At 45.4% G+C, this 18,897-nt stretch carries 17 protein-coding genes, 1 riboswitch and 1 other annotated feature; of the genes, 12 read left to right on the forward strand and 5 right to left on the reverse strand.

Features of this window, described 5'->3' with window-relative positions; genetic code table 11:
- Positions 1–72: 72 nt before the first annotated feature.
- The 3 genes from AC6CHU_RS18580 to AC6CHU_RS18590 form a co-directional block, all read right to left on the reverse strand.
- Positions 73–492, reverse strand: coding sequence for a DUF4395 domain-containing protein (locus AC6CHU_RS18580; protein WP_498122581.1), 420 nt, complete (start codon positions 490–492; stop codon positions 73–75).
- A gap of 2,394 nt (positions 493–2,886) precedes the next feature.
- Positions 2,887–3,780 carry an EamA family transporter gene (locus AC6CHU_RS18585; protein ID WP_159870855.1) on the reverse strand — a complete coding sequence of 298 codons (894 nt, stop codon included), beginning with the start codon at positions 3,778–3,780 and terminating at the stop codon, positions 2,887–2,889.
- Positions 3,781–3,918: 138 nt separating this feature from the next.
- A complete protein-coding gene (locus tag AC6CHU_RS18590) occupies positions 3,919–4,356 on the reverse strand; it encodes a Dps family protein (RefSeq protein WP_159870852.1) in 438 nt (145 codons plus the stop codon).
- A 172-nt stretch (positions 4,357–4,528) separates the two neighbouring features.
- On the opposite strand from AC6CHU_RS18590, the gene AC6CHU_RS18595 reads away from it, so the two are divergent.
- Positions 4,529–5,404 carry a sulfite exporter TauE/SafE family protein gene (locus AC6CHU_RS18595; protein WP_159870849.1) on the forward strand — a complete coding sequence of 292 codons (876 nt, stop codon included), beginning with the start codon at positions 4,529–4,531 and terminating at the stop codon, positions 5,402–5,404.
- A 12-nt stretch (positions 5,405–5,416) separates the two neighbouring features.
- Here the strand turns inward: AC6CHU_RS18595 and argS are convergent, their stop codons facing one another.
- Complete coding sequence (gene argS / locus AC6CHU_RS18600) at positions 5,417–7,102, reverse strand: arginine--tRNA ligase (RefSeq protein WP_498122585.1); 1,686 nt, start codon at positions 7,100–7,102, stop codon at positions 5,417–5,419.
- A 45-nt stretch (positions 7,103–7,147) separates the two neighbouring features.
- Positions 7,148–7,403 (reverse strand) — a binding site (T-box leader).
- A 30-nt stretch (positions 7,404–7,433) separates the two neighbouring features.
- On the reverse strand, positions 7,434–8,618 hold the full coding sequence (locus AC6CHU_RS18605) for an FtsW/RodA/SpoVE family cell cycle protein (RefSeq protein ID WP_159870843.1): 1,185 nt from the start codon (positions 8,616–8,618) through the stop codon (positions 7,434–7,436).
- Between the two features lie 389 nt (positions 8,619–9,007).
- Between AC6CHU_RS18605 and AC6CHU_RS18610 the strand changes: the two genes are divergently transcribed.
- From AC6CHU_RS18610 to AC6CHU_RS18660, 11 genes are all read left to right on the forward strand, one after another.
- Positions 9,008–9,784: a hypothetical protein gene (locus AC6CHU_RS18610; protein WP_159870840.1), complete on the forward strand. Its 777-nt coding sequence runs from the start codon at positions 9,008–9,010 to the stop codon at positions 9,782–9,784.
- 79 nt (positions 9,785–9,863) lie between these two features.
- Positions 9,864–10,071, forward strand: a riboswitch (cobalamin riboswitch).
- Positions 10,072–10,238: 167 nt separating this feature from the next.
- On the forward strand, positions 10,239–11,198 hold the full coding sequence (locus AC6CHU_RS18615; protein ID WP_498122582.1) for an ABC transporter substrate-binding protein: 960 nt from the start codon (positions 10,239–10,241) through the stop codon (positions 11,196–11,198).
- The gene (locus AC6CHU_RS18620; protein ID WP_159870831.1) at positions 11,164–12,216 is read left to right on the forward strand and encodes a FecCD family ABC transporter permease; all 1,053 of its coding nucleotides are present in this window, start codon (positions 11,164–11,166) and stop codon (positions 12,214–12,216) included. Before AC6CHU_RS18615 ends, AC6CHU_RS18620 begins: the two co-directional genes overlap by 35 nt.
- A gap of 48 nt (positions 12,217–12,264) precedes the next feature.
- Positions 12,265–13,737 (forward strand): adenosylcobinamide amidohydrolase, encoded by a 1,473-nt coding sequence (locus tag AC6CHU_RS18625; protein ID WP_159870828.1) that lies wholly within the window; start codon positions 12,265–12,267, stop codon positions 13,735–13,737.
- Complete coding sequence (cbiB, locus tag AC6CHU_RS18630; RefSeq protein ID WP_159870825.1) at positions 13,734–14,699, forward strand: adenosylcobinamide-phosphate synthase CbiB; 966 nt, start codon at positions 13,734–13,736, stop codon at positions 14,697–14,699. The genes AC6CHU_RS18625 and cbiB overlap by 4 nt, the downstream gene beginning before the upstream one ends.
- Complete coding sequence (gene cobD, locus AC6CHU_RS18635; protein WP_159870822.1) at positions 14,674–15,750, forward strand: threonine-phosphate decarboxylase CobD; 1,077 nt, start codon at positions 14,674–14,676, stop codon at positions 15,748–15,750. The genes cbiB and cobD overlap by 26 nt, the downstream gene beginning before the upstream one ends.
- Positions 15,732–16,307 (forward strand): bifunctional adenosylcobinamide kinase/adenosylcobinamide-phosphate guanylyltransferase, encoded by a 576-nt coding sequence (locus tag AC6CHU_RS18640; protein WP_159870819.1) that lies wholly within the window; start codon positions 15,732–15,734, stop codon positions 16,305–16,307. Before cobD ends, AC6CHU_RS18640 begins: the two co-directional genes overlap by 19 nt.
- Positions 16,304–17,161 carry a cobyric acid synthase gene (locus AC6CHU_RS18645; RefSeq protein ID WP_251284304.1) on the forward strand — a complete coding sequence of 286 codons (858 nt, stop codon included), beginning with the start codon at positions 16,304–16,306 and terminating at the stop codon, positions 17,159–17,161. The genes AC6CHU_RS18640 and AC6CHU_RS18645 overlap by 4 nt, the downstream gene beginning before the upstream one ends.
- A complete protein-coding gene (gene cobS / locus AC6CHU_RS18650) occupies positions 17,148–17,939 on the forward strand; it encodes an adenosylcobinamide-GDP ribazoletransferase (RefSeq protein ID WP_159870813.1) in 792 nt (263 codons plus the stop codon). The genes AC6CHU_RS18645 and cobS overlap by 14 nt, the downstream gene beginning before the upstream one ends.
- Positions 17,897–18,514: a histidine phosphatase family protein gene (locus AC6CHU_RS18655; protein ID WP_159870810.1), complete on the forward strand. Its 618-nt coding sequence runs from the start codon at positions 17,897–17,899 to the stop codon at positions 18,512–18,514. The genes cobS and AC6CHU_RS18655 overlap by 43 nt, the downstream gene beginning before the upstream one ends.
- A complete protein-coding gene (locus AC6CHU_RS18660) occupies positions 18,466–18,891 on the forward strand; it encodes a bifunctional adenosylcobinamide kinase/adenosylcobinamide-phosphate guanylyltransferase (protein ID WP_159870807.1) in 426 nt (141 codons plus the stop codon). Before AC6CHU_RS18655 ends, AC6CHU_RS18660 begins: the two co-directional genes overlap by 49 nt.
- Positions 18,892–18,897 lie beyond the last annotated feature (6 nt).

Raw genomic sequence — 18,897 nt, forward strand, 5'->3', positions numbered from 1 at the left:
GTACCCCTTAAAAAGTCCTTTGAAACAAGCTGAGTGAATAAGGAAATGAAAAAGACAGCCGAAATGGCTGCCTTACGATTTTCGGTATCTATACTGATTAAGCTGAAAGCGGATAAAACAGCCGATGCAAAAGCCCAGAATAGCAATAAATCCTGCTAGACCAACCATAGCTGTAAAAACATACCCTGCAGCTGTCCAGTCCAAGAGAAAGCTGATCAGCCCAAGCGCCAGGCAGGCAACGGCAATCACCTGGTTAAACTGCTGCTGCTCCCAGTCCTCGGGTATGTACTCCGAGGGACTTTTTCTAAGAAAATACCTTGCTGCACGCATTATCGGATTGAAGCCGAACAATAGGCCCATTATACCTGCAAGCAAGGGAATAGCGAGAATCCAGGCTTCTCCGGTAAACCACGAAGCTAAAACACTTAAAACGATTGACCATTGATTGGTTCTGACGAGCGGACGGGGAATCGAAACTGGTGTGTCTGCCATTTTTTCCGACCTTTCTCATTGGTTTTATTGGTAATTATAGTTTACTGAAGTTTTTGGATTTTGGGAACAGAAAAAGCTTGGAAAAGACTAGTGGTGAATGGGAATGGTTCAACTTTTGGCAGAAGGGGAGCGTTGGATTAGGAGCCTGCTTCACCTTAGGACACAGAATGCAGAAAGAGGAGTGTTCGAGATGGAACCTGCTCCACCTACAGACACAAGGAGAAAAGAGCCTGTTAGAGACAGAACCTGCTCCACCTTCGGACACCGAAAGGAGAAAAGAGTCAGTCAGTCAGAGTCGGAACCCAGGCCAACTTCGGACATAGGAAAGAGAAAAGAGGCAATCAGAGTCAGAACCTGCTCCAACTTCGGACACAAAAAGAAGAAAAGAGCCAGTTAGAGTCAGAACCCAGGCCAACTTCGGACACAAAAAGAAGAAAAGAGCCAGTTAGAGTCAGAACTCAGGCCAACTTCAGACATAAAAAGGAGAAAGGAGTCAGTCAGAGTCAGAACCAGCTCCAACTTCGGACATAAAAAGAAGAAAAGAGCCAGTCAGAGTCAGAACCCAGGCCACTTTCCGACATAAAAAGGGAAAAGAGCCAGTTAGAGTCAAAACCCAGGCCAACTTCGGACACAAAAAGGAGAAAAGAGCCAGTTAGTGTCAGAACCCAGGCCAACTTCGGACACAAAAAGGAGAAAAGAGCCAGTCAGAGTCAGAACCCAGGCCACCTTCGGACACAAAAAGGAGAAAAGAGTCAGTTAGAGTCAGAACCTGCTCCAACTTCGGACACAAAAAGGAGAAAAGAGCCTGTTAGAGACAGAACCTGCTCCACCTTCGGACACAAAAAGGAGAAAAGAGCCAGTCAGAGTCAGAAGCTGCTCCAACTTCGGACACAAAAAGGAGAAAAGAGCCAGTCAGAGTCAGAACCCAGGCCAACTTCTGACACAAAAAGGAGAAAGGAGTCAGCCAGAGTCAGAACCTGCTCCACCTTCCGACACAAAAAGGAGAGAAGAGCCAGTCAGAGTCAGAACCCAGGCCACCTTCCGACATAAAAAGGGAAAAGAGCCAGTTAGAGTCAAAACCCAGGCCAACTTCGGACACAAAAAGGAGAAAAGAGCCTGTTAGAGACAGAACCTGCTCCACCTTCGGACACAAAAAGGAGAAAAGAGCCAGTTAGAGTCAGAAGTTGCTCCAACTTCGGACACAAAAAGGAGAAAAGAGCCAGTCAGAGTCCGAACCCAGGCCAACTTCTGACACAAAAAGGAGAAAGGAGTCAGCCAGAGTCAGAAGCTGCTCCACCTTCCGACACAAAAAGGAGAAAAGAGCCAGTCAGAGTCAGAACCCAGGCCACCTTCCGACATAAAAAGGGAAAAGAGCCAGTTAGAGTCAAAACCCAGGCCACCTTCGGACACAAAAAGGAGAAAAGAGCCAGTTAGAGTCCGAACCCAGGCCACCTTCCGACAAAAAAAGGGAAAAGAGCCAGTTAGAGTCAAAACCCAGGCCACCTTCGGACACAAAAAGGAGAAAAGAGCCAGTCAGAGTCAGAAGTTGCTCCAACTTCGGACACAAAAAGGAGAAAAGAGCCAGTTAGAGTCAGAACCTGCTCCAACTTCGGACACAAAAAGGAGAAAAGAGCCAGTCAGAGTCCGAACCCAGGCCAACTTCTGACACAAAAAGGAGAAAGGAGTCAGCCAGAGTCAGAACCTGCTCCACCTTCGGACATAAAAAGGAGAAAAGAGCCAGTTAGAGTCAGAAGTTGCTCCAACTTCGGACACAAAAAGGAGAAAAGAGCCTGTTAGAGTCAGAAGCTGCTCCAACTTCGGACACAAAAAGGAGAAAAGAGCCAGTCAGAGTCCGAACCCAGGCCAACTTCTGACACAAAAAGGAGAAAGGAGTCAGCCAGAGTCAGAACCTGCTCCACCTTCCGACACAAAAAGGAGAGAAGAGCCAGTCAGAGTCCGAACCCAGGCCACCTTCAGACATAAAAAGGGAAAAGAGCCAGTTAGTGTCAGAACCCAGGCCACCTTCGGACACAAAAAGGAGAAAAGAGCCAGTTAGAGTCAGAAGTTGCTCCAACTTCGGACACAAAAAGGAGAAAAGAGCCAGTTAGAGTCAGAAGCTGCTCCACCTTCCGACACAAAAAGGAGAAAAGAGCCAGTCAGAGTCAGAAGCTGCCCCAACTTGGACACAAAGGAGAAAAGAGCCAGTCAGAGTCAGAACCCAGGCCACCTTCCGACATAAAAAGGGAAAAGAGCCAGTTGGTGTCAGAACCCAGCTGCACCATCCATAAACACCCGCAAACCACCAGCTGTAAAGTAAAAAGGCCTTGGAATAAGCTCCAAAGCCTCTTTACGCAAGCAAGTTGCCAAACCCCAGCGAATCCAGCCATAAAAATCCTACGTACTATAACGATTCTTCGCTGACTTTTTAAATGAAAACTGCGGTATGCTGATTCCGATCAGGATCAGCACAATCCCAAAAGTCTGTGCTTCTGATATTCTCTCGCCAAGAATCAGCATGGCGGCTGCAACAGCGGCCGGAAGTTCAGCAGAGCCTACAATCGTGGCAAGCCCTGAATCTAAGTGGGGTGAACCAATTGCAAAGAATACAATTGGGAAGATGGCGCCAAACAATGCCATCAGCAGCCCGAATTTCCATAGGCCTCCAAGCTGGATGCCGCCGCTTATAATGACTGGGCCTGAAACAGCAGCAACTAGTAGAAGTCCGCCAAATGTGATGAAGATGCTTCTCTGAATGGTTGGGATTCCTTTGCCGGCCTTGCCGCTTGCAAAAATGAACACTGCAAATGTGACCGCAGATAATAAACCATAAATCAGGCCATCTGCTTGAATAGTATAGGATCCGGAATTAATCAGGTTGCTTGCAAATACGGTTCCAATAATAAGCATGATTGAAGAAATGATTTTGGCTTTGCCGGGCATCTTTCTTTCATATAGTGCTTCAAAAAGAATTCCAATCCAGGTGAACTGAAATAAAAGAACAACAGCGATGGATGCCGGGTTCCTGTCAAGACTCATGCCATACAGAATGCCTGTTAAGCTTAGGGAGGCACCGGTCAATAACAAAGCTGCCGCTTGTTTAAAAGTGATCTTCGTTCTTTTGATAAATGGGAAAGAAAGCAATAACAAAAGGAGCCCAATTAAATATTGGCTTCCGGTTAATTCAGGAACAGAGTGGCCGGCCTGAAGACCGAGTTTGACAATGGAGGCCAAAATGCCATAACTGCATGCGCCCAGAAAAATAAATAAGGAATATTTTAAGTTTGCCATTATGGAGACTCCTTTCTAAAAATAAATGAAGCAATCAGGTCAATCATAACACCTCAGAGAGCACAAAGGGCAAAAATTTTTTCAGGCACAAAAATAAGAGCCAGTGATTATTCTCACTGACTCTTTTATCAAACTCAATTATTCTCCTAAGTAGGCATTCAGCATCCAAATATGCGTATCTAATTTTTCTAATAGGCCGATGGCAAAATCGCCTGTCACTTGATCTCCATGTTCCTCGGCAAGATCGGCTAAAGAAATTAACTCTTCTTTAATATGTTTATAATCGGAAGCAAGAGCGGCAACCATATCTTCTGCTTTCTTCTCCCCATTGGATTCTTCAAGAGTGGTAATGCTTAAGTACTCTTTAAATGTTGCTGCCGGTGAGCCGCCGATGGCAAGCAGGCGTTCAGCTGCCTCATCCACTACTTCCGCTGCTTCATTGTATAATTCCTCGAACTTTTCATGAAGAGTAAAGAAAAGCGGGCCTTTTACAAACCAATGGTAGCGATGCAATTTAGTATAAAGGACACTCCAGTTTGCTACTTGAACATTTAATGCTGCATGTAATTTTTCCATCGTAATTCCCCCTAAGTAATTTATATGTTAATTATAACAAATTTTAAATTATAATCAATACTTATTTATAATTATTATAAATAAACATTCGTCGGTATAACCATGTGCGATTATGGTAAAGTGATATAGTATTGAATATCTGGCAAGACATACAGGTGAGTGGGGATTTTTAATGGAATATCTTTTATTTATTACGCTCGGGGTTCTTATTAGTGTGCTCTCTGGTTTTTTTGGGGTGGGCGGGGGATTCATCCTTACTCCGACACTCATGCTGTTTGGTTTTTCTCCGGTAGAAGCAATCACCACAAGTTTGCTTTTTTCAATTGGTACCTCTCTTTCAGGCATCATCGCCCATATCAGGATGAGGAATATATGGCTTAAACAAGGGCTGATTCTTGGACTAAGCGGCATGGCAGCTACTCAGGCCGCGCATCCTTTTGTGATGTTTCTAGCAGATAGGGGATGGGACACATGGGCCGTTCCTTTGTTTTATACCATCCTGCTGTCTTATTTTGCTTTAGGGATGTTAAGAAGGGGGAAAAAACCAGATGGTTCCGCTCAGTCATATTCTCCTTCCATTCTGAAGATGGTGCTGATTGGATTTTTTGCAGGATTTGTTTCTACGACATTAGGGGTGGGCGGCGGATTTATTATGGTGCCTTTATCGGTCGCCTATTTAGGGATGAAGCCGAAAAATGCAGTAGGGACCAGCTTGTTTGCTATCATGTTAATCGTATCCGCAGGCTATCTATCCTACTCTTCCACTGTCAGCATCGATTATTGGATTGGCCTTTCACTCGTAGGAGGCGGCCTCATAGGATCACAATTTGGAGCGAGGCTTACCTCATATTTTGATAATGAAGAGATCACCTATATGCTTGGAGCTTTATACATGGCGACAGTCGCAAGTGTGATTCTGAAAGTAATCCATTTGAATTATACCGGCTTAGTGCTGATGGTCATTTTTGTCGGAGGATTTTTAGTGCGGAGCCTTGTGAGAGTGCAGAAAGCAAATGCCCGCCTCAAGGCAAAAAAGGAGAGGCCATAACGGCTTCTCCTTTTACATTTCCCGGGGCACCTTCATGCCGAGTGTCTGCATGCCATCTGTAAGAATAATGGTGACTGCTGTGACAAGGGCAAGCCTAGTCTGGATGTCTGCATCCTTCTCCAGTATCCGTACATGCCCATAATATTTATTGAAGGCCTGGGCCACATCAATCAGATATTTAGCGAGAACGGAAGGGGAAAGCTGATTATACGATTGTCTGATTTTCTCGGGATAGTGATAGAGCAGTTTAATAATTTCCCAGCTGTAAGAATCGGTTAGCCCGCTAGCGGCAGAAGGGAGATCGCCAGCCTTGCGGAGAAGTGAACAGGCCCGGGCATTGGTGTATTGCAGATAGGGACCGGTTTCTCCTTCAAAAGTCAGCATGTCTTCAAGTGAAAATTCAATATTGTTCATGCGGTCATTCTTCAGGTCATGGAACAAAATGGCTCCGATCCCGACTGCTTCAGCGACTTCATTTTTATTTTCCAGCCCGGGATTTTTAGACTCGATGTTGTTTTTTGCGAGAAGAACAGCTTCATCCAGGACTTCCTCCAGAAGGATGACTCTGCCTTTACGGGTAGACATCTTTTTGCCATCTTTCAAATAAAGCCCAAAAGGGACATGTATCATTTTATCTGCCCACTCGTAGCCCATTTTTTTGATCACGCTTTTAACCTGCCTGAAATGGATGCTTTGTTCCTGGCCGACAATATATAGGGAGTGATCAAATTGATAGGTTTCCCTTCTGTAATATGCTGCAGCAAGATCCCGCGTTGCATACAGGGTCGCTCCGTCGGATTTTTTAATCAGGCATGGAGGAAGGTCTTCATCAGGCAGCTGAACGACCTCTGCACCATCAGATTCAGTCAGCAGCTCCTTAGCAACCAGTTCCTCGATAACGGGCTCCATTTTATCATTATAAAAAGCTTCGCCATTGTATGAGTCGAAATGAATGCCAAGCATATCATAAACACGCTGAAATTCTTTCAATGATTCGTCTCTGAACCAATTCCAGAGTGCCTGTGCTTCTGTATTTCCGTTTTCAAGCTCTTTGAACCAGGAACGTGCTTCATCTTCAAGGGCTGGATCATTCTCTGCTTCTTCATGAAACCGTATATAAAGGCTGAGCAGCTCCTTAATCGGATGCTCCTTCACTTTATCCAGATTGCCCCACTTTTTATAAGCGGTGATCAGCTTGCCGAATTGTGTGCCCCAGTCGCCTAAGTGGTTGATTCTGACCGACGTATAACCGCATTTTTCAGCCAGGTTCCCGAGGGCATTTCCAATGACAGTTGACCGCAGATGACCCATGGAAAAGGGCTTTGCGATGTTGGGTGAAGAGAAATCAAGCACGGCTGTTTTGCCTGCGCCATCCTTCAGCATTCCGAATTTTTCTCCTTCTTTCAGGATTTCATCCAGTATGTCAGCACCAGCAGCTCCTTTTGAGAAAAAGATATTAATGTAGGGGCCGTCAGCTACCGCTTTTTCAATAAATGGTCCCTGAATCTTGCACGCTGTCTCCTCAGCGATAATTGCTGGTGATTTCCTGAATGCTTTTGCCAGTGTAAAACAGGGAAAAGCAAGATCGCCAAATGCCGGGTTCTTTGGCGTTTCAATTAAATCTGAAATGGCTTTCTCAGTAATCTCCCCATTCAGCACTGAAGCCAGCTGATCGGTGAATATAGCTTTGAAGTCGATCATTTAAACACCTCCTAAAAAATAAAAAAGCCCGCCTCTATATAAAATAGAGACGAGCTGAAATTCCCGCGGTACCACTCTGATTGTCCAAAGGACCTCTTGCGAAAGGACGCTTCATTAGTTTTGAAAGCATTCCTTTAGGGGTTTTATAACGGGACTCCTAACCCGGCACAGCCTACTTTTCTTTCAGCTATGCATCTCCGAAGTGCGCTTCACAAAAAGGGTTTCCGACAGGCTTGCACCGCCCCTGTCTCGCTATTAGGAAAGAGCCCATTGCTACTCTCTTCATCATAGACACTAAATATATTACTGTTATTATACGCGCCTGGTACTATTTTGCAACATAATTTGAGTCAGTTGAAAACATATAGTTTCTGTGATGGTAGCGAATGCTGAATATCAGTCCCATCGCCATCATATTTCCCATAAGCGAGCTTCCGCCGTAGCTGATAAAAGGCAGCGGAATGCCGGTGATTGGCAGGACCTGAATGGTCATTCCGATATTTTGAAATACGTGGAAGGTGATCATACTGATGACCCCGACGCAAATATAGGTATTAAAAGGGTCAGTCGTTTCAAGGCCGGTTTTCGTTAAGTGATAGATAAGCAGAAAGAAAAGGCTGATTACCACACTGGCACCGAAGAAGCCGTACTCCTCGCCAATGACGCTAAAAATAAAGTCAGTGTGGGCATCTGGCACATATACCTGTCTATCGGTAAAGCCTTTACCTGAAATTAATCCCGAGCCGATGGCGAGCATGGAATTATACAGCTGCATTCCGGCCCCCTGCTTGTGATTGACCGGGTCAAGCCAGGAATAAATCCTGCTGAACTGATAGGGGTCGATCCCGAGGTACTTCTCTAAAATCTCCGGTGCTATGATTACCAGATATAGAACAGTTCCTGCAAGAGCTCCGAGGATTCCATAAATAGGCACAAGGATTTTCCAGGTGATGCCGGATACCAGGATGATCCCTGCTAATATCGCGATAAGGACAAGAGCGGTACCCAGGTCTTCGATAATAATCAATCCTAATGGAGGCAATGTGGCCGCCCCCAGTTTGATGAGGAGAAAAAAGTCCGTGCCTGCGGTCTTCGCCTGATACTTCAGATGGTGGTCAGCAATAACTTTGCTGAGGGCAATGATAAGGAATACCTTAACAAACTCTGAAGGCTGCACCGAACCGAGGCCAGGGATGATATACCACAGCTTGGCACCTTTGCGCACAGGTGCGATGCTTTCCGGTGCAATGAATAGCCCGACAAGCAATAGGATGCCGAAACCGTACAGCAGCCATGTGAGTCTCCGGATCTGTTCGCCGTCAAAATACATGACAATCCCTACAATGACCGCTCCAACAATGTAATTTTTAATTTGAGAGATGACAAAATTCCCTTCATATTGATTGGAGGATTGTCCGCTGTAAATCGCAATGCAGCTGATAAGAAAAAATAGCAGCAGAAGAAAACATAATGTCCAATCGAATCGGTCTGAGAATCTATTATTCTGTTTCATTTTTACACACCTGGTTCCTTTATCATTTACATTTTTATCCTATCAGAGAAAAATTAACCTTACAATGGAGAAAGTGATTTCATTGGTTAGACGAAAAAATCAATGGGATGGTTTCCTGCATTTTCAAAATAACGGTAAAAATTTTTTCGCATTGCAAAGATATTTTCAGATATTTTTGCTACAATAAGAGAATAAAATACTGGAAGTTTGGCAGACAGTTTCAATAAGGAAGCTGTCTTTTTATCGCAGTCTAACGGGCAATAAGATCCCTGCTTCAAGATTGTGAAGAATCAAGGAGGATATGCGGGGTCAATCTGCCCGTAAGGCCCGATTAATTCAATTAAGGCTATGAAAATACTACTTTGCGTAACGGCTCGGAGGTTTCGTCATTGAAAAGAAGGAATCAAACTATTCGTGATCTCATCTACATCCACCTTAATGAAAAGGATCAGTATGTGATGACCTATGGAATTGAGTTTGCAGAGTTTGCCCAGTCACTTGCAGATTCTATTAATAATTTGCTGCTGTTAAAGCACCGTTATGAAGATGGGGACTTTAATAGCCATACGATGTTCGATTATGTGTCAAGGGACAAGCTGGGCAGGCTGGTAGAGGATGATGTATACGGCTATGGCGATTTTTGCTGGATCGACTTCGAGGAAGAGGAAGCAGTGAATGAGCTTCCCGGCCAGGCCATTGCGGAGCTTCTTTATCTCAGTCATATCAAAGAGCATCTTAAGCCGCCTTTTTACAATTATCTGAGTAACCGGTATGTGTACCTTGCCCATGAGGATGGCTGGTTTAACCGCACATATTATCGCGATTTGAACGATTTTTACCGTATGCTTGGAGAAGTGGTTCCCGGTAAAATGGGACAGATGAAGGTAGAAAAAACACTCCTTGGCATTAAAAAGAAAAAGACGTATCCTCCTATCACGAGAGACGTGCTGCTTTCATTAAAGCCCCTTATGAAAGAAGGAGCTGTCCTTTCCATTAAGGATATTGAACAGAATCGGGTCCGGATTGAAATTCCGATTTGGATAATTGGTGATTTTGCCAATATGGATGATATGTATGATGAGTATGTAGCCTTAGTGAAAGAACCATGTGAAGCAAAGATTGTATTCGATAAGAAAACGAGGGAATGGAAAATCTACTCGCGTTAGACTCTGAACTTTTTTACAAGCTTCAGCAATTTTCTGTTACTTTTCCTGCGGGATGGTGTATAATCGGAAATAGAAAATTTTATATCGCAATAGAACAGGTGTCTTCTCAAAAGGGCTTTAAAGCAGGCTCTTTTGAAGACTTAATAGGGAAGCTGGTGAAATTCCAGCGCGGTCCCGCCACTGTAAATGGAAGCAGTCTGCAAAATCCACTGTACATGAATGTATGGGAAGGAGCAGAAAATGCAATGACCATGAGCCAGGAGACCTGCCTGATTCTTAAGCACCCATTAACCTACGAGGATAGGGAGGTGTTTGGTCCGGCCATCTATTCTGCATTTCTTGTAAATGACCATGCCAACATCTCCTTGCCGTTCGAGGGGATGTTTTTTTATTTTTACAGGTGGTGACAGGCACCACCCGAATTTTGTCGATAGTTCTAGGAGGATTGCTGAGTATGAAGAAGTTTTATGCATTTTTAGTAACGATGCTGCTCGCGGCAGGAGTGCTTGCAGGCTGCGGCGAGAGTGCCGAACATCCTAAAGAAGAGAAAAAGGTTGAGGAAGGCCAGAAAGGTGCTTATCCTGTAACAATAAATGACGCGCTTGATAATGAAGTGGTTATTGAAACTAAGCCTGAAAGAATTGTTTCTGTTATTCCAAGCAATACCGAAATAGCATTCGAATTAGGATTTGGAGAAGAAGTGGTGGGGGTCTCTGATTTTGATAACTACCCGCCAGAAGCTGAGAAAAAGGAAAAGGTTGGAGGTCTGGAATTTAATGTAGAGAAAGTGATCTCTTTGAATCCTGACCTTGTCCTTGCCCATGCTTCAACCGCACAAAGTTCGGAAGCCGGTCTTCAGCAATTAAAGGATGCGGGTGTGCCTGTCCTTATTGTCAATGACGCGAAGAACTTTGATGAGGTATATGAATCCATTGAAATGATTGGGACTGCAGCGGGAGCGAAAGAAAAAGCCGACCAGCTTGTTTCCGACATGAAGAGCAAGCTTGAGGAAATCAAAACAAAAGCACAAGCGATAAAAGAAGAAGACCGCAAATCGGTAATGGTTGAAGTTTCACCTGCTCCTGAAATCTATGCAGCCGGCAAGAACACCTTTATGGATGAAATGCTAAGTGCCATCAACGCAGAAAATATCATATCGGAAGAAGGATGGCCGAAGATGGATTCGGAAGCAATTATCGAGCGGAATCCGGATGTAATCGTCACCACACATGGCTTTTACACTGAAGACTCTGTCGGCAATGTCTTAAGTCGGGATGGCTGGCAGGATATTACCGCAGTGAAGAACAAGCAGGTTGCCGCTGTTGATTCCGATATGGTGACCCGCTCTGGCCCTCGTATAATTGAAGGAGTCGAGGAACTTGCAAAAGCAATCTATCCGGACGTATTTAAATAATAAATTACTGGCTTATACAACAGCAGCAGCTTTCCTGCTTTGTGCCATGCTGATGGGAATTTCAATCGGAACAGTGTCCATTCATCCCCTGACCATCATCAAAGTAATAAGCGCTGAGATTTTTCCCTTTGTCTCATTGGGAAAAACAGATATCATGCATGCAAATATTATTATGAACATAAGACTTCCGCGTGTACTGCTGGCAGGCTTGGTTGGGGCGTCTCTTGCAATTGCGGGAGCCGCCTTTCAAGGTTTATTAAGGAATCCCCTGGCAGATCCCTATACAATTGGGGTATCTTCCGGGGCTTCGCTCGGTGCAGTTTTAACCTTGTTCTTTGGTCTATCTATTCCGCTGGCAGGAATCTTTACACTGCCGTTATTCAGCATATTTTTCTCCTTTTTAACGATCTTTGCTGTTTTGCTTTTTGCGAGAAGTATTGAAAGATCCATGAAAGTGGAAACGATTATTTTAACGGGCATCATCTTCAGTTCTTTTCTAGGCGCCCTTATCTCTCTAATGATTGCACTGACAGGTGAGGAGCTTAGACAGATTATTGGCTGGCTTCTTGGCAGTGTATCCATGAGGGGGTGGGCGTATATTAACATTATCCTTCCGTTTTTTGTGATAGGCGCGGTTCTATTGCTGGTTAACAGCAAAGAGCTGAATGCGATGAGCTTCGGAGAGGAAAAGGCCCGGCATATAGGGGTGGACGTTCAAAAGAGAAAGATGATGGTCCTGATAGCAGGCTCCATCTTAACGGGTGCGGCTGTTGCGGTGTCTGGAACGATAGGGTTTGTCGGACTGGTGATCCCTCATCTGACCCGGATGCTGTGGGGTCCGGATCATAGGCATCTATTGCCGCTATCCATTCTGATGGGATCAGGATTCCTTATTATAGCCGATCTGGTTTCGCGGACAATCATTGCTCCTTCCGAGCTTCCAATCGGTGTGATTACAGCCTTAATCGGTGCGCCTGCTTTTGGGGTTATTTTAATGAAAAGAAAGAATAAAATTTAAGCACATAAGGGCGCTTGCGCTTTTCTATTCAGAAAGTAGTGATGAATCATGCTAAGAGTCGAGCAGATCACTGGCGGGTATGCCGGTGCTCCGGTTGTAAAAAATATCAGCTTTGAAGTGGAAAAAGGAGAGCTTTTCGGGATCTTGGGGCCAAATGGAAGCGGAAAAACGACGATTCTGAAGATGCTGAGCGGCGTTCTGCCCAATACATCAGGTGATATTTTAATCAAAGGTAAAAACCTTTCAGAATATACACCGAAAGAGCTGGCGAAAATCGTTGCCGTTTTGCCCCAGCATTCCTCTCAGGCCTTTTCCTATACTGTAAAGGAAACTGTTTCCCTTGGCCGGTATGCCCATCAAAAAGGCTGGTTCCAGAGCTGGACCGGTAAAGATGAAGAAGCGGTTTGCCGGGTTATGGAGCAGACAGGCATCTCCCGATTTCAGGATGATAATATTCAGCAATTATCCGGCGGTGAAAGGCAGAGGGTGTTTTTAGCGCAGGCCCTTGCCCAGGAGCCGGAAATATTATTGCTGGATGAGCCGACGAACCATTTGGACTTATCTTATCAAAAAGAGCTGCTTGATCTTCTTTCTGTCTGGTCAAAAGACTGCGGATTGACGGTCATTTCCATCTTTCATGATTTGAATTTGGCCGGACTTTACTGTGATCGCTTATTGCTGCTTGAGAATGGTGAAATCAATATTAACCATGTTCCGAATGAGGTTTTAAAAGAAGGGCGGATACGGGAGGTTTACAGGACGAAGATTGAGAAGCTTCCGCATCCAAGAGTGGCGGCTCCTCAGATGGTGCTGGTGCCTGAACGCTCACAGGCAGAAAGCCAATTGGAGAAACGAATCGATCCGGCCAGCCTGGAAGTAAGGGAAGACTTACTTGTTCTTCGCTCGCCATTTCCGCTTAAAACCATGTCTTCAGGTGTAACCGGTTCAGGCACTGGCTGGCATCGGATTTTTCTTAACCGGCATGTGAGCAAGAATTATGACTGCAGTGATCATCGGGCAGAAATGGCGGAATTTGTCCGGGGGATTGGCTTTGAACCAGGAGAAACTGTGGGGATGATGACTGCCGTATATATTGAGGATTACTTCAGCAAATTTTATGAAGAAGAGGCATTCTCTGTGTATGTGGTAGTGACAGCAGGTGTCGGCAATGCTGTGGATGCCTCAAAAAGCGAAGAGCATTCTTATCATCTGATTCCGGGTACTATCAATACATGGATTTTCGTTAATGGCCATCTGACTGAGGAAGCCTTCATCCAGTCTATTATGACTGCAACTGAGGCAAAAACCCGTGCACTACATGATCAGAAAGTTAAAGATGGTGTCACAGGGACGATAGCGACTGGAACTTCGACAGACAGTATTTTGATTGCGGCCACACAGCAGGGGGAAAATCTGGATTATGCGGGTACCATTACACCGCTTGGCAAATTAATTGGCAAGGGTGTCTACGAATGTACAGTTGAGGCGATCAAAAAATCACAAAGCAGGATAAAGAGATGATTATAAATCACCTGATGGCTCTAACCTTTGCCTGTATCATAGATAAGCTGATAGGGGACCCGCCCAGCTGGCCGCATCCAGTCAGGTGGATGGGAGCCCTGATACATAAACTTGAACAAGCTCTGAATAAAGGCCGTTTTAAAAAATTAAAGGGGATCCTCATGCTATCTATAGTCCTGCTGGCTGCAGGAGGAATAACTTATTTAATCATATCGCTCTTCTATAAAATTCATCCGGCTGCCGGCATTCTGGCAGAGGGGATCCTTATCTTCACAGCCATTGCACAAAGAAGTTTAAAAGAGGCAGCTCTGGAGGTCTATGTGCCTCTGGCAAAAGGAGATATGGAAGAAGCAAGAGTGAAGCTTTCATACATTGTCGGCAGGGATACTGAACGACTAGATGAACCCGGCATTGTCCGGGCTGCCGTGGAGACTGTGGCAGAAAACACGAGCGATGGCATTACAGCTCCATTATTTTGGGCACTCATCGGCGGTGCTCCGCTTGCTCTTATTTACAGGGCCATTAATACATGTGACTCGATGGTGGGCCATACAAATGATAGATATTTAGATTTTGGATGGGCATCCGCCAAGGTGGATGATATCGCGAACTGGATCCCGAGCCGGCTGACTTCCGTTTGCATCATGCTCACCCAAAAGCCGGAGCATTCTACATATGAGGAAGCCTGGGGAATCCTTTTAAGGGATGCGCCGAAGCATCCAAGCCCGAATAGCGGCTGGGGCGAAGCTGCTATTGCAGCCCTTATGGGGGTCCAGCTGGGAGGAATCAACTTCTATAAGGGATTAATTTCAAACCGTGCAACGATGGGAAAGCCAAAGGTACTGCTTGAAAAGGAACATATTTTAAAAAGCATCTCGATCATGAACAAGACGGTTTTCTTATTCTTGCTTTTATTATGGACAGGAGGGATGCTCTTTGATTTGGCCTTCACACGGATCTAACCCGCAATACTTATATGAAGCGATGGATAAGCAAATGCCCGAGGAGCGGATTGATTTCAGTGCCAATATCAATCCCCTGGGGCCTCCCCGTGAATTAAAAGACAGGTGGGGCAGTCTATTCCAATATATTAGCGACTATCCCGATCCCCGTTCTTCTCTATTAAAAAGCAAATTGGCGGCTGAAGAGGGAATAGAGGAAACACAGATTCTAGTGGGAAATGGGGGAGCAGAGCTGATTACCCTGATTGGCAGGATGATAGCAGGGAAAAATGCGCTGATTATACAGCCGGCTTTTTCAGAATATGAAGAGGCCTGCCGCGTTAATCATTGTACAGTCTCCTATCATCAGCTGGAGCCCGGGGATTGGAATCTGGATATGGAAACGCTATCTGAAAAGTTAAACGCTGCTGATGCTGCTTTCTTTTGCAACCCAAATAATCCGACGGGTGTCTACTATCCCTCTGCGATGGTGAAGAAGCTGATGGAGGAGTGTCAGAGACACGGCTGCCTGCTTATTATGGATGAAGCTTTTTATGACTTTGCCAGTGAGTATCAATCTATTGTTCCATACATAGGAAAGGATTCGAATGTGGTGGTGCTGCGCTCCATGACGAAGATGTTTTCCATACCGGGCCTGCGCCTTGGCTATATGATGGCAGGTGAGAGGCTAATTGAAAAAGCTGCTGCTCTGAAACCTCATTGGAGCGTGAATGCCCTTGCTTTAAAAGCAGGAGAGTGGTGTTTGGACAGCAAGGAGCACGTCAGGCTGACAAAGGATTTGATCCGGCAGGAGAGAGCGAGGCTGGTTCGGTTTTATCAGCAATTAGACTTTAACGTTTCTCCTTCATCCGTGAACTTTTATTTATTAAGGGATCCCCGCCTGGATGAGCAGCTGCCTCTCTTTCGATTTTTGCTGGAAAAGGGCATTATCCCAAGGCACACGATGAATTTCCCCGGCCTGGAAGGCAGATGGCTGCGTTTTGCGATTAGAGGGCCGAAAGACAATGATGTCCTGATGGAGGCGATGGAGGAATGGCGGAAGGTTCGCTGATTTTTATCACAGGGGGCGTGCGGAGCGGAAAAAGCTCATATGCGGAGAGGACTGCAGCTCGGAGTGCAGAAAAAACAGCCGGAAAGCTTCACTACATTGCTGCCGGAAAAGCTTTTGATTCCGAGATGGAGGCGCGCATCCGGAAGCACCGGTATGACCGGGATAAGAGCGGCTTGGGCTGGACTACCTGGGAGAAGCCTAGCAAACTTGATGAGATCTCGGGAAGCTTTGGCAATCAGGATATTATTCTATTTGATTGCTTGACCACTCTCTTGAATAATGAATTTTTTGGAGGAGAAGATGTCTGGCAGACCAGAGAATTTCAGCAAAACCTTTCTAATGAAATACTAAGTTCCGTTGTTGAAATACGCAAAAAGTGCAGCTGCTTGATCATAGTCAGCAACGAAGTCTTGAATGAGGCAATTGGCGAAAACGAATTGGTATTTACATATGCGAAAATATTGGGGAAGCTTCACAGGGAGATCGTAAAGCTGGCTGATGAAGCCTTTCTTGTTGAAGCAGGCATTCCCATTCAAATGAAAGGAGATCCGGCATGAAAGGGATCATGATTCAGGGGACTTCATCCGATGTCGGGAAAAGCCTGATTGCTACCGCTCTTTGCAGGGCATTTGCGAACGAAGGATATCGCGTAGCTCCATTTAAATCTCAGAATATGTGCAACTATACTTATCAGACCAAAAGCGGAAAGGACATCGGCAGAGCACAGGGATTGCAGGCAGAGGCCGCTAAGACTACAGCGAATCAATGGATGAATCCGATTTTACTAAAGCCAATGGCCGGCTGCCAATCCGAGGTCATTATGCTTGGGGACCATGCAGAAGTGGTTTCAGGTAGCTCTTATCAGAATGATTTTTATCAAAAGGGGCTTGAAGCGATTAGGCTGTCACTTCTAAAATTGCGGGAAGAGTATGAGCTTCTTGTGCTGGAGGGGGCAGGAAGTCCGGTTGAGATCAATTTAAAGGAAAAAGAGCTCGCAAATATGAAGGCCGCGGAAATGGCGGATGTGCCCGTGATTCTGGCTGCGGACATTGAAAGAGGCGGGGTTTTTGCCAGTATTATAGGGACGCTGGAGCTGTTGAGTCCACAGGAGCGAAACCGGGTAAAAGGAATCATGATTAATAAATTTCATGGGGATCCGGAGCTTTTTGAGGAAGGGAAGAGGTGGATTGAGGAAAAAACCGGGCTTCCGGTACTTGCTGTTCTCCCATACATAGGCCAGCATGGCATTCCTGTTGAAGATTCCCTTTCGGATGGACCTGAAGCCGCTCATCCGGATATAGTGGAAGACAGCAAATATGATGAGCTGTCAGAAGCGATGCTAAAGCATATGGATTGGGAAAAATTAAAGGAAATTGTCTTTAGCTGGAGAAAACAGAATGAAATGGCTTAAAGGATTATTGATTAATCTTCAATTCTTCACAAGCATTCCCATTCCGGTATCCCTGCCCATGGATAAGCCTCATCTGGAGAAGGCCATCAGGACATTCCCTATAGCCGGCATGATACAGGGCGGGATATACGCATTTATACTCTATGCTTTTCTTGAATGGACTCCTTTTTCCCTATTAGCAGCGGCTTTTGCTGTCTGGCTTGCCGGTATTTTGCTGACCGGCGGAATCCATCTTGATGGGTGGATGGATGCGGGTGATGCGTTCTTCTCCTATCGCGATCAGGAGAAGCGGCTTGAAATCATGAGTGATCCCCGGGTAGGAGCTTTCGGGGTTCTGTCTGTTATTGTTCTGCTGGGTGCCCGTTTTCTGTTTATCTATGAAATTGTGCTGTTATCAAATCCATCTTCCTATTTTTTAATTGCAGTGATTCCCTTTTTAAGTAAGATGGCAATGGGGGTATTGCTCATAAAAGTGAAGGCAGCCAAAAAAGAGGGGCTGGGCTCCTTATTTCAGCAGGCTGCTTCGAAAACCACCTTATTCATTTACCCTATCTTCCTTCTGGGCGCCGCGGCAGCCGCCTGGCTGTCTGGCTTGCCGGCTTTTGCCGGATTTCTTTTCATGGTTCTATTTTCAATCCTGTTTATCGTATTTTTATCAAGAAAAGTTATTGCCTGGTTTGGCGGAATGACAGGGGATGTACTTGGAGCCAGCGTGGAAGGGACGGAGGTGCTTTTATGGATGACACTGTGGCTGTTGCATTATTTCGTCATGGGATGACAGAAGCCAATAAGTCCCATGCTTATCTGGGCTGGACGGATTCCCCTTTGTGTCCGGAACATAGGAGAAAGCTGGCTGCGGCACCTCAAGGCTACAGCAGAATTTATGCAAGTGATTTAGGCAGATGCATGAAGACGGCAGCTATTCTTTTTCCGGGTCATCCTGTTAAACCATGTCCCGAATGGAGAGAAATGCATTTTGGCGAGTGGGAAGGCAGGACTTATGAAGAGCTGAAAGGGAACCCGGATTATCAAAAATGGCTGGAAAATCCTTTCTCGGTAGTACTGCCTGGAGGGGAGTCTTTCTCAGGATTTACTTCAAGAGTGGATAAAGGGTGGAAGAATTTAACCGATCAATTGCTACGGAATGAGATTTGTGATGCTGCTGTAATTACACATGGCGGAGTCATAAGGTACCTTCTTGGAAAGTACGCACCGGAGCAAAAGGAATTCTGGGAATGGCAAGTTCCGTTTGGAAGAGGCTATGAGTTTAGATGGTCTCGGGAAGCGTTTAGGAGGGGAGAAAGATGCACTTCATTACAGGAGGCAGGTTTAACGGGAAATCCGAGTGGGTGAAGGAATTTTATCAATTGGAAGATACTCCCCATAAATGGATTTCTGCTTATCATGGTGAGTTTCCTGATGATTTAGATTACCAGCTGATTGTTTTTGAGGGAATTGAACAGATGATTCGGGAGTGGTCATCGACGCTTGAATTTGAAGAAATCCGGGGCAAGTGGCAGGCGCAGCTGGAAAAGTGGCTTAAGTGGGAAAAAGCAGCTGTTAACCGGAAAATGGTTTTAATCGGATCTGATATGTCAAAAGGGATTGTTCCGATGGAGGCAGCTGACCGAAAATGGCGGGATGCATCAGGATGGGCCTTTCAGGATGCAGCAGCAGCTGCAGATAGAGTTGATTTGATTTGGTACGGCATCAGCCAAAAAATTAAATGAAATGGG

The sequence above is a fragment of the Cytobacillus sp. GQ23 genome, assembly GCF_059758675.1.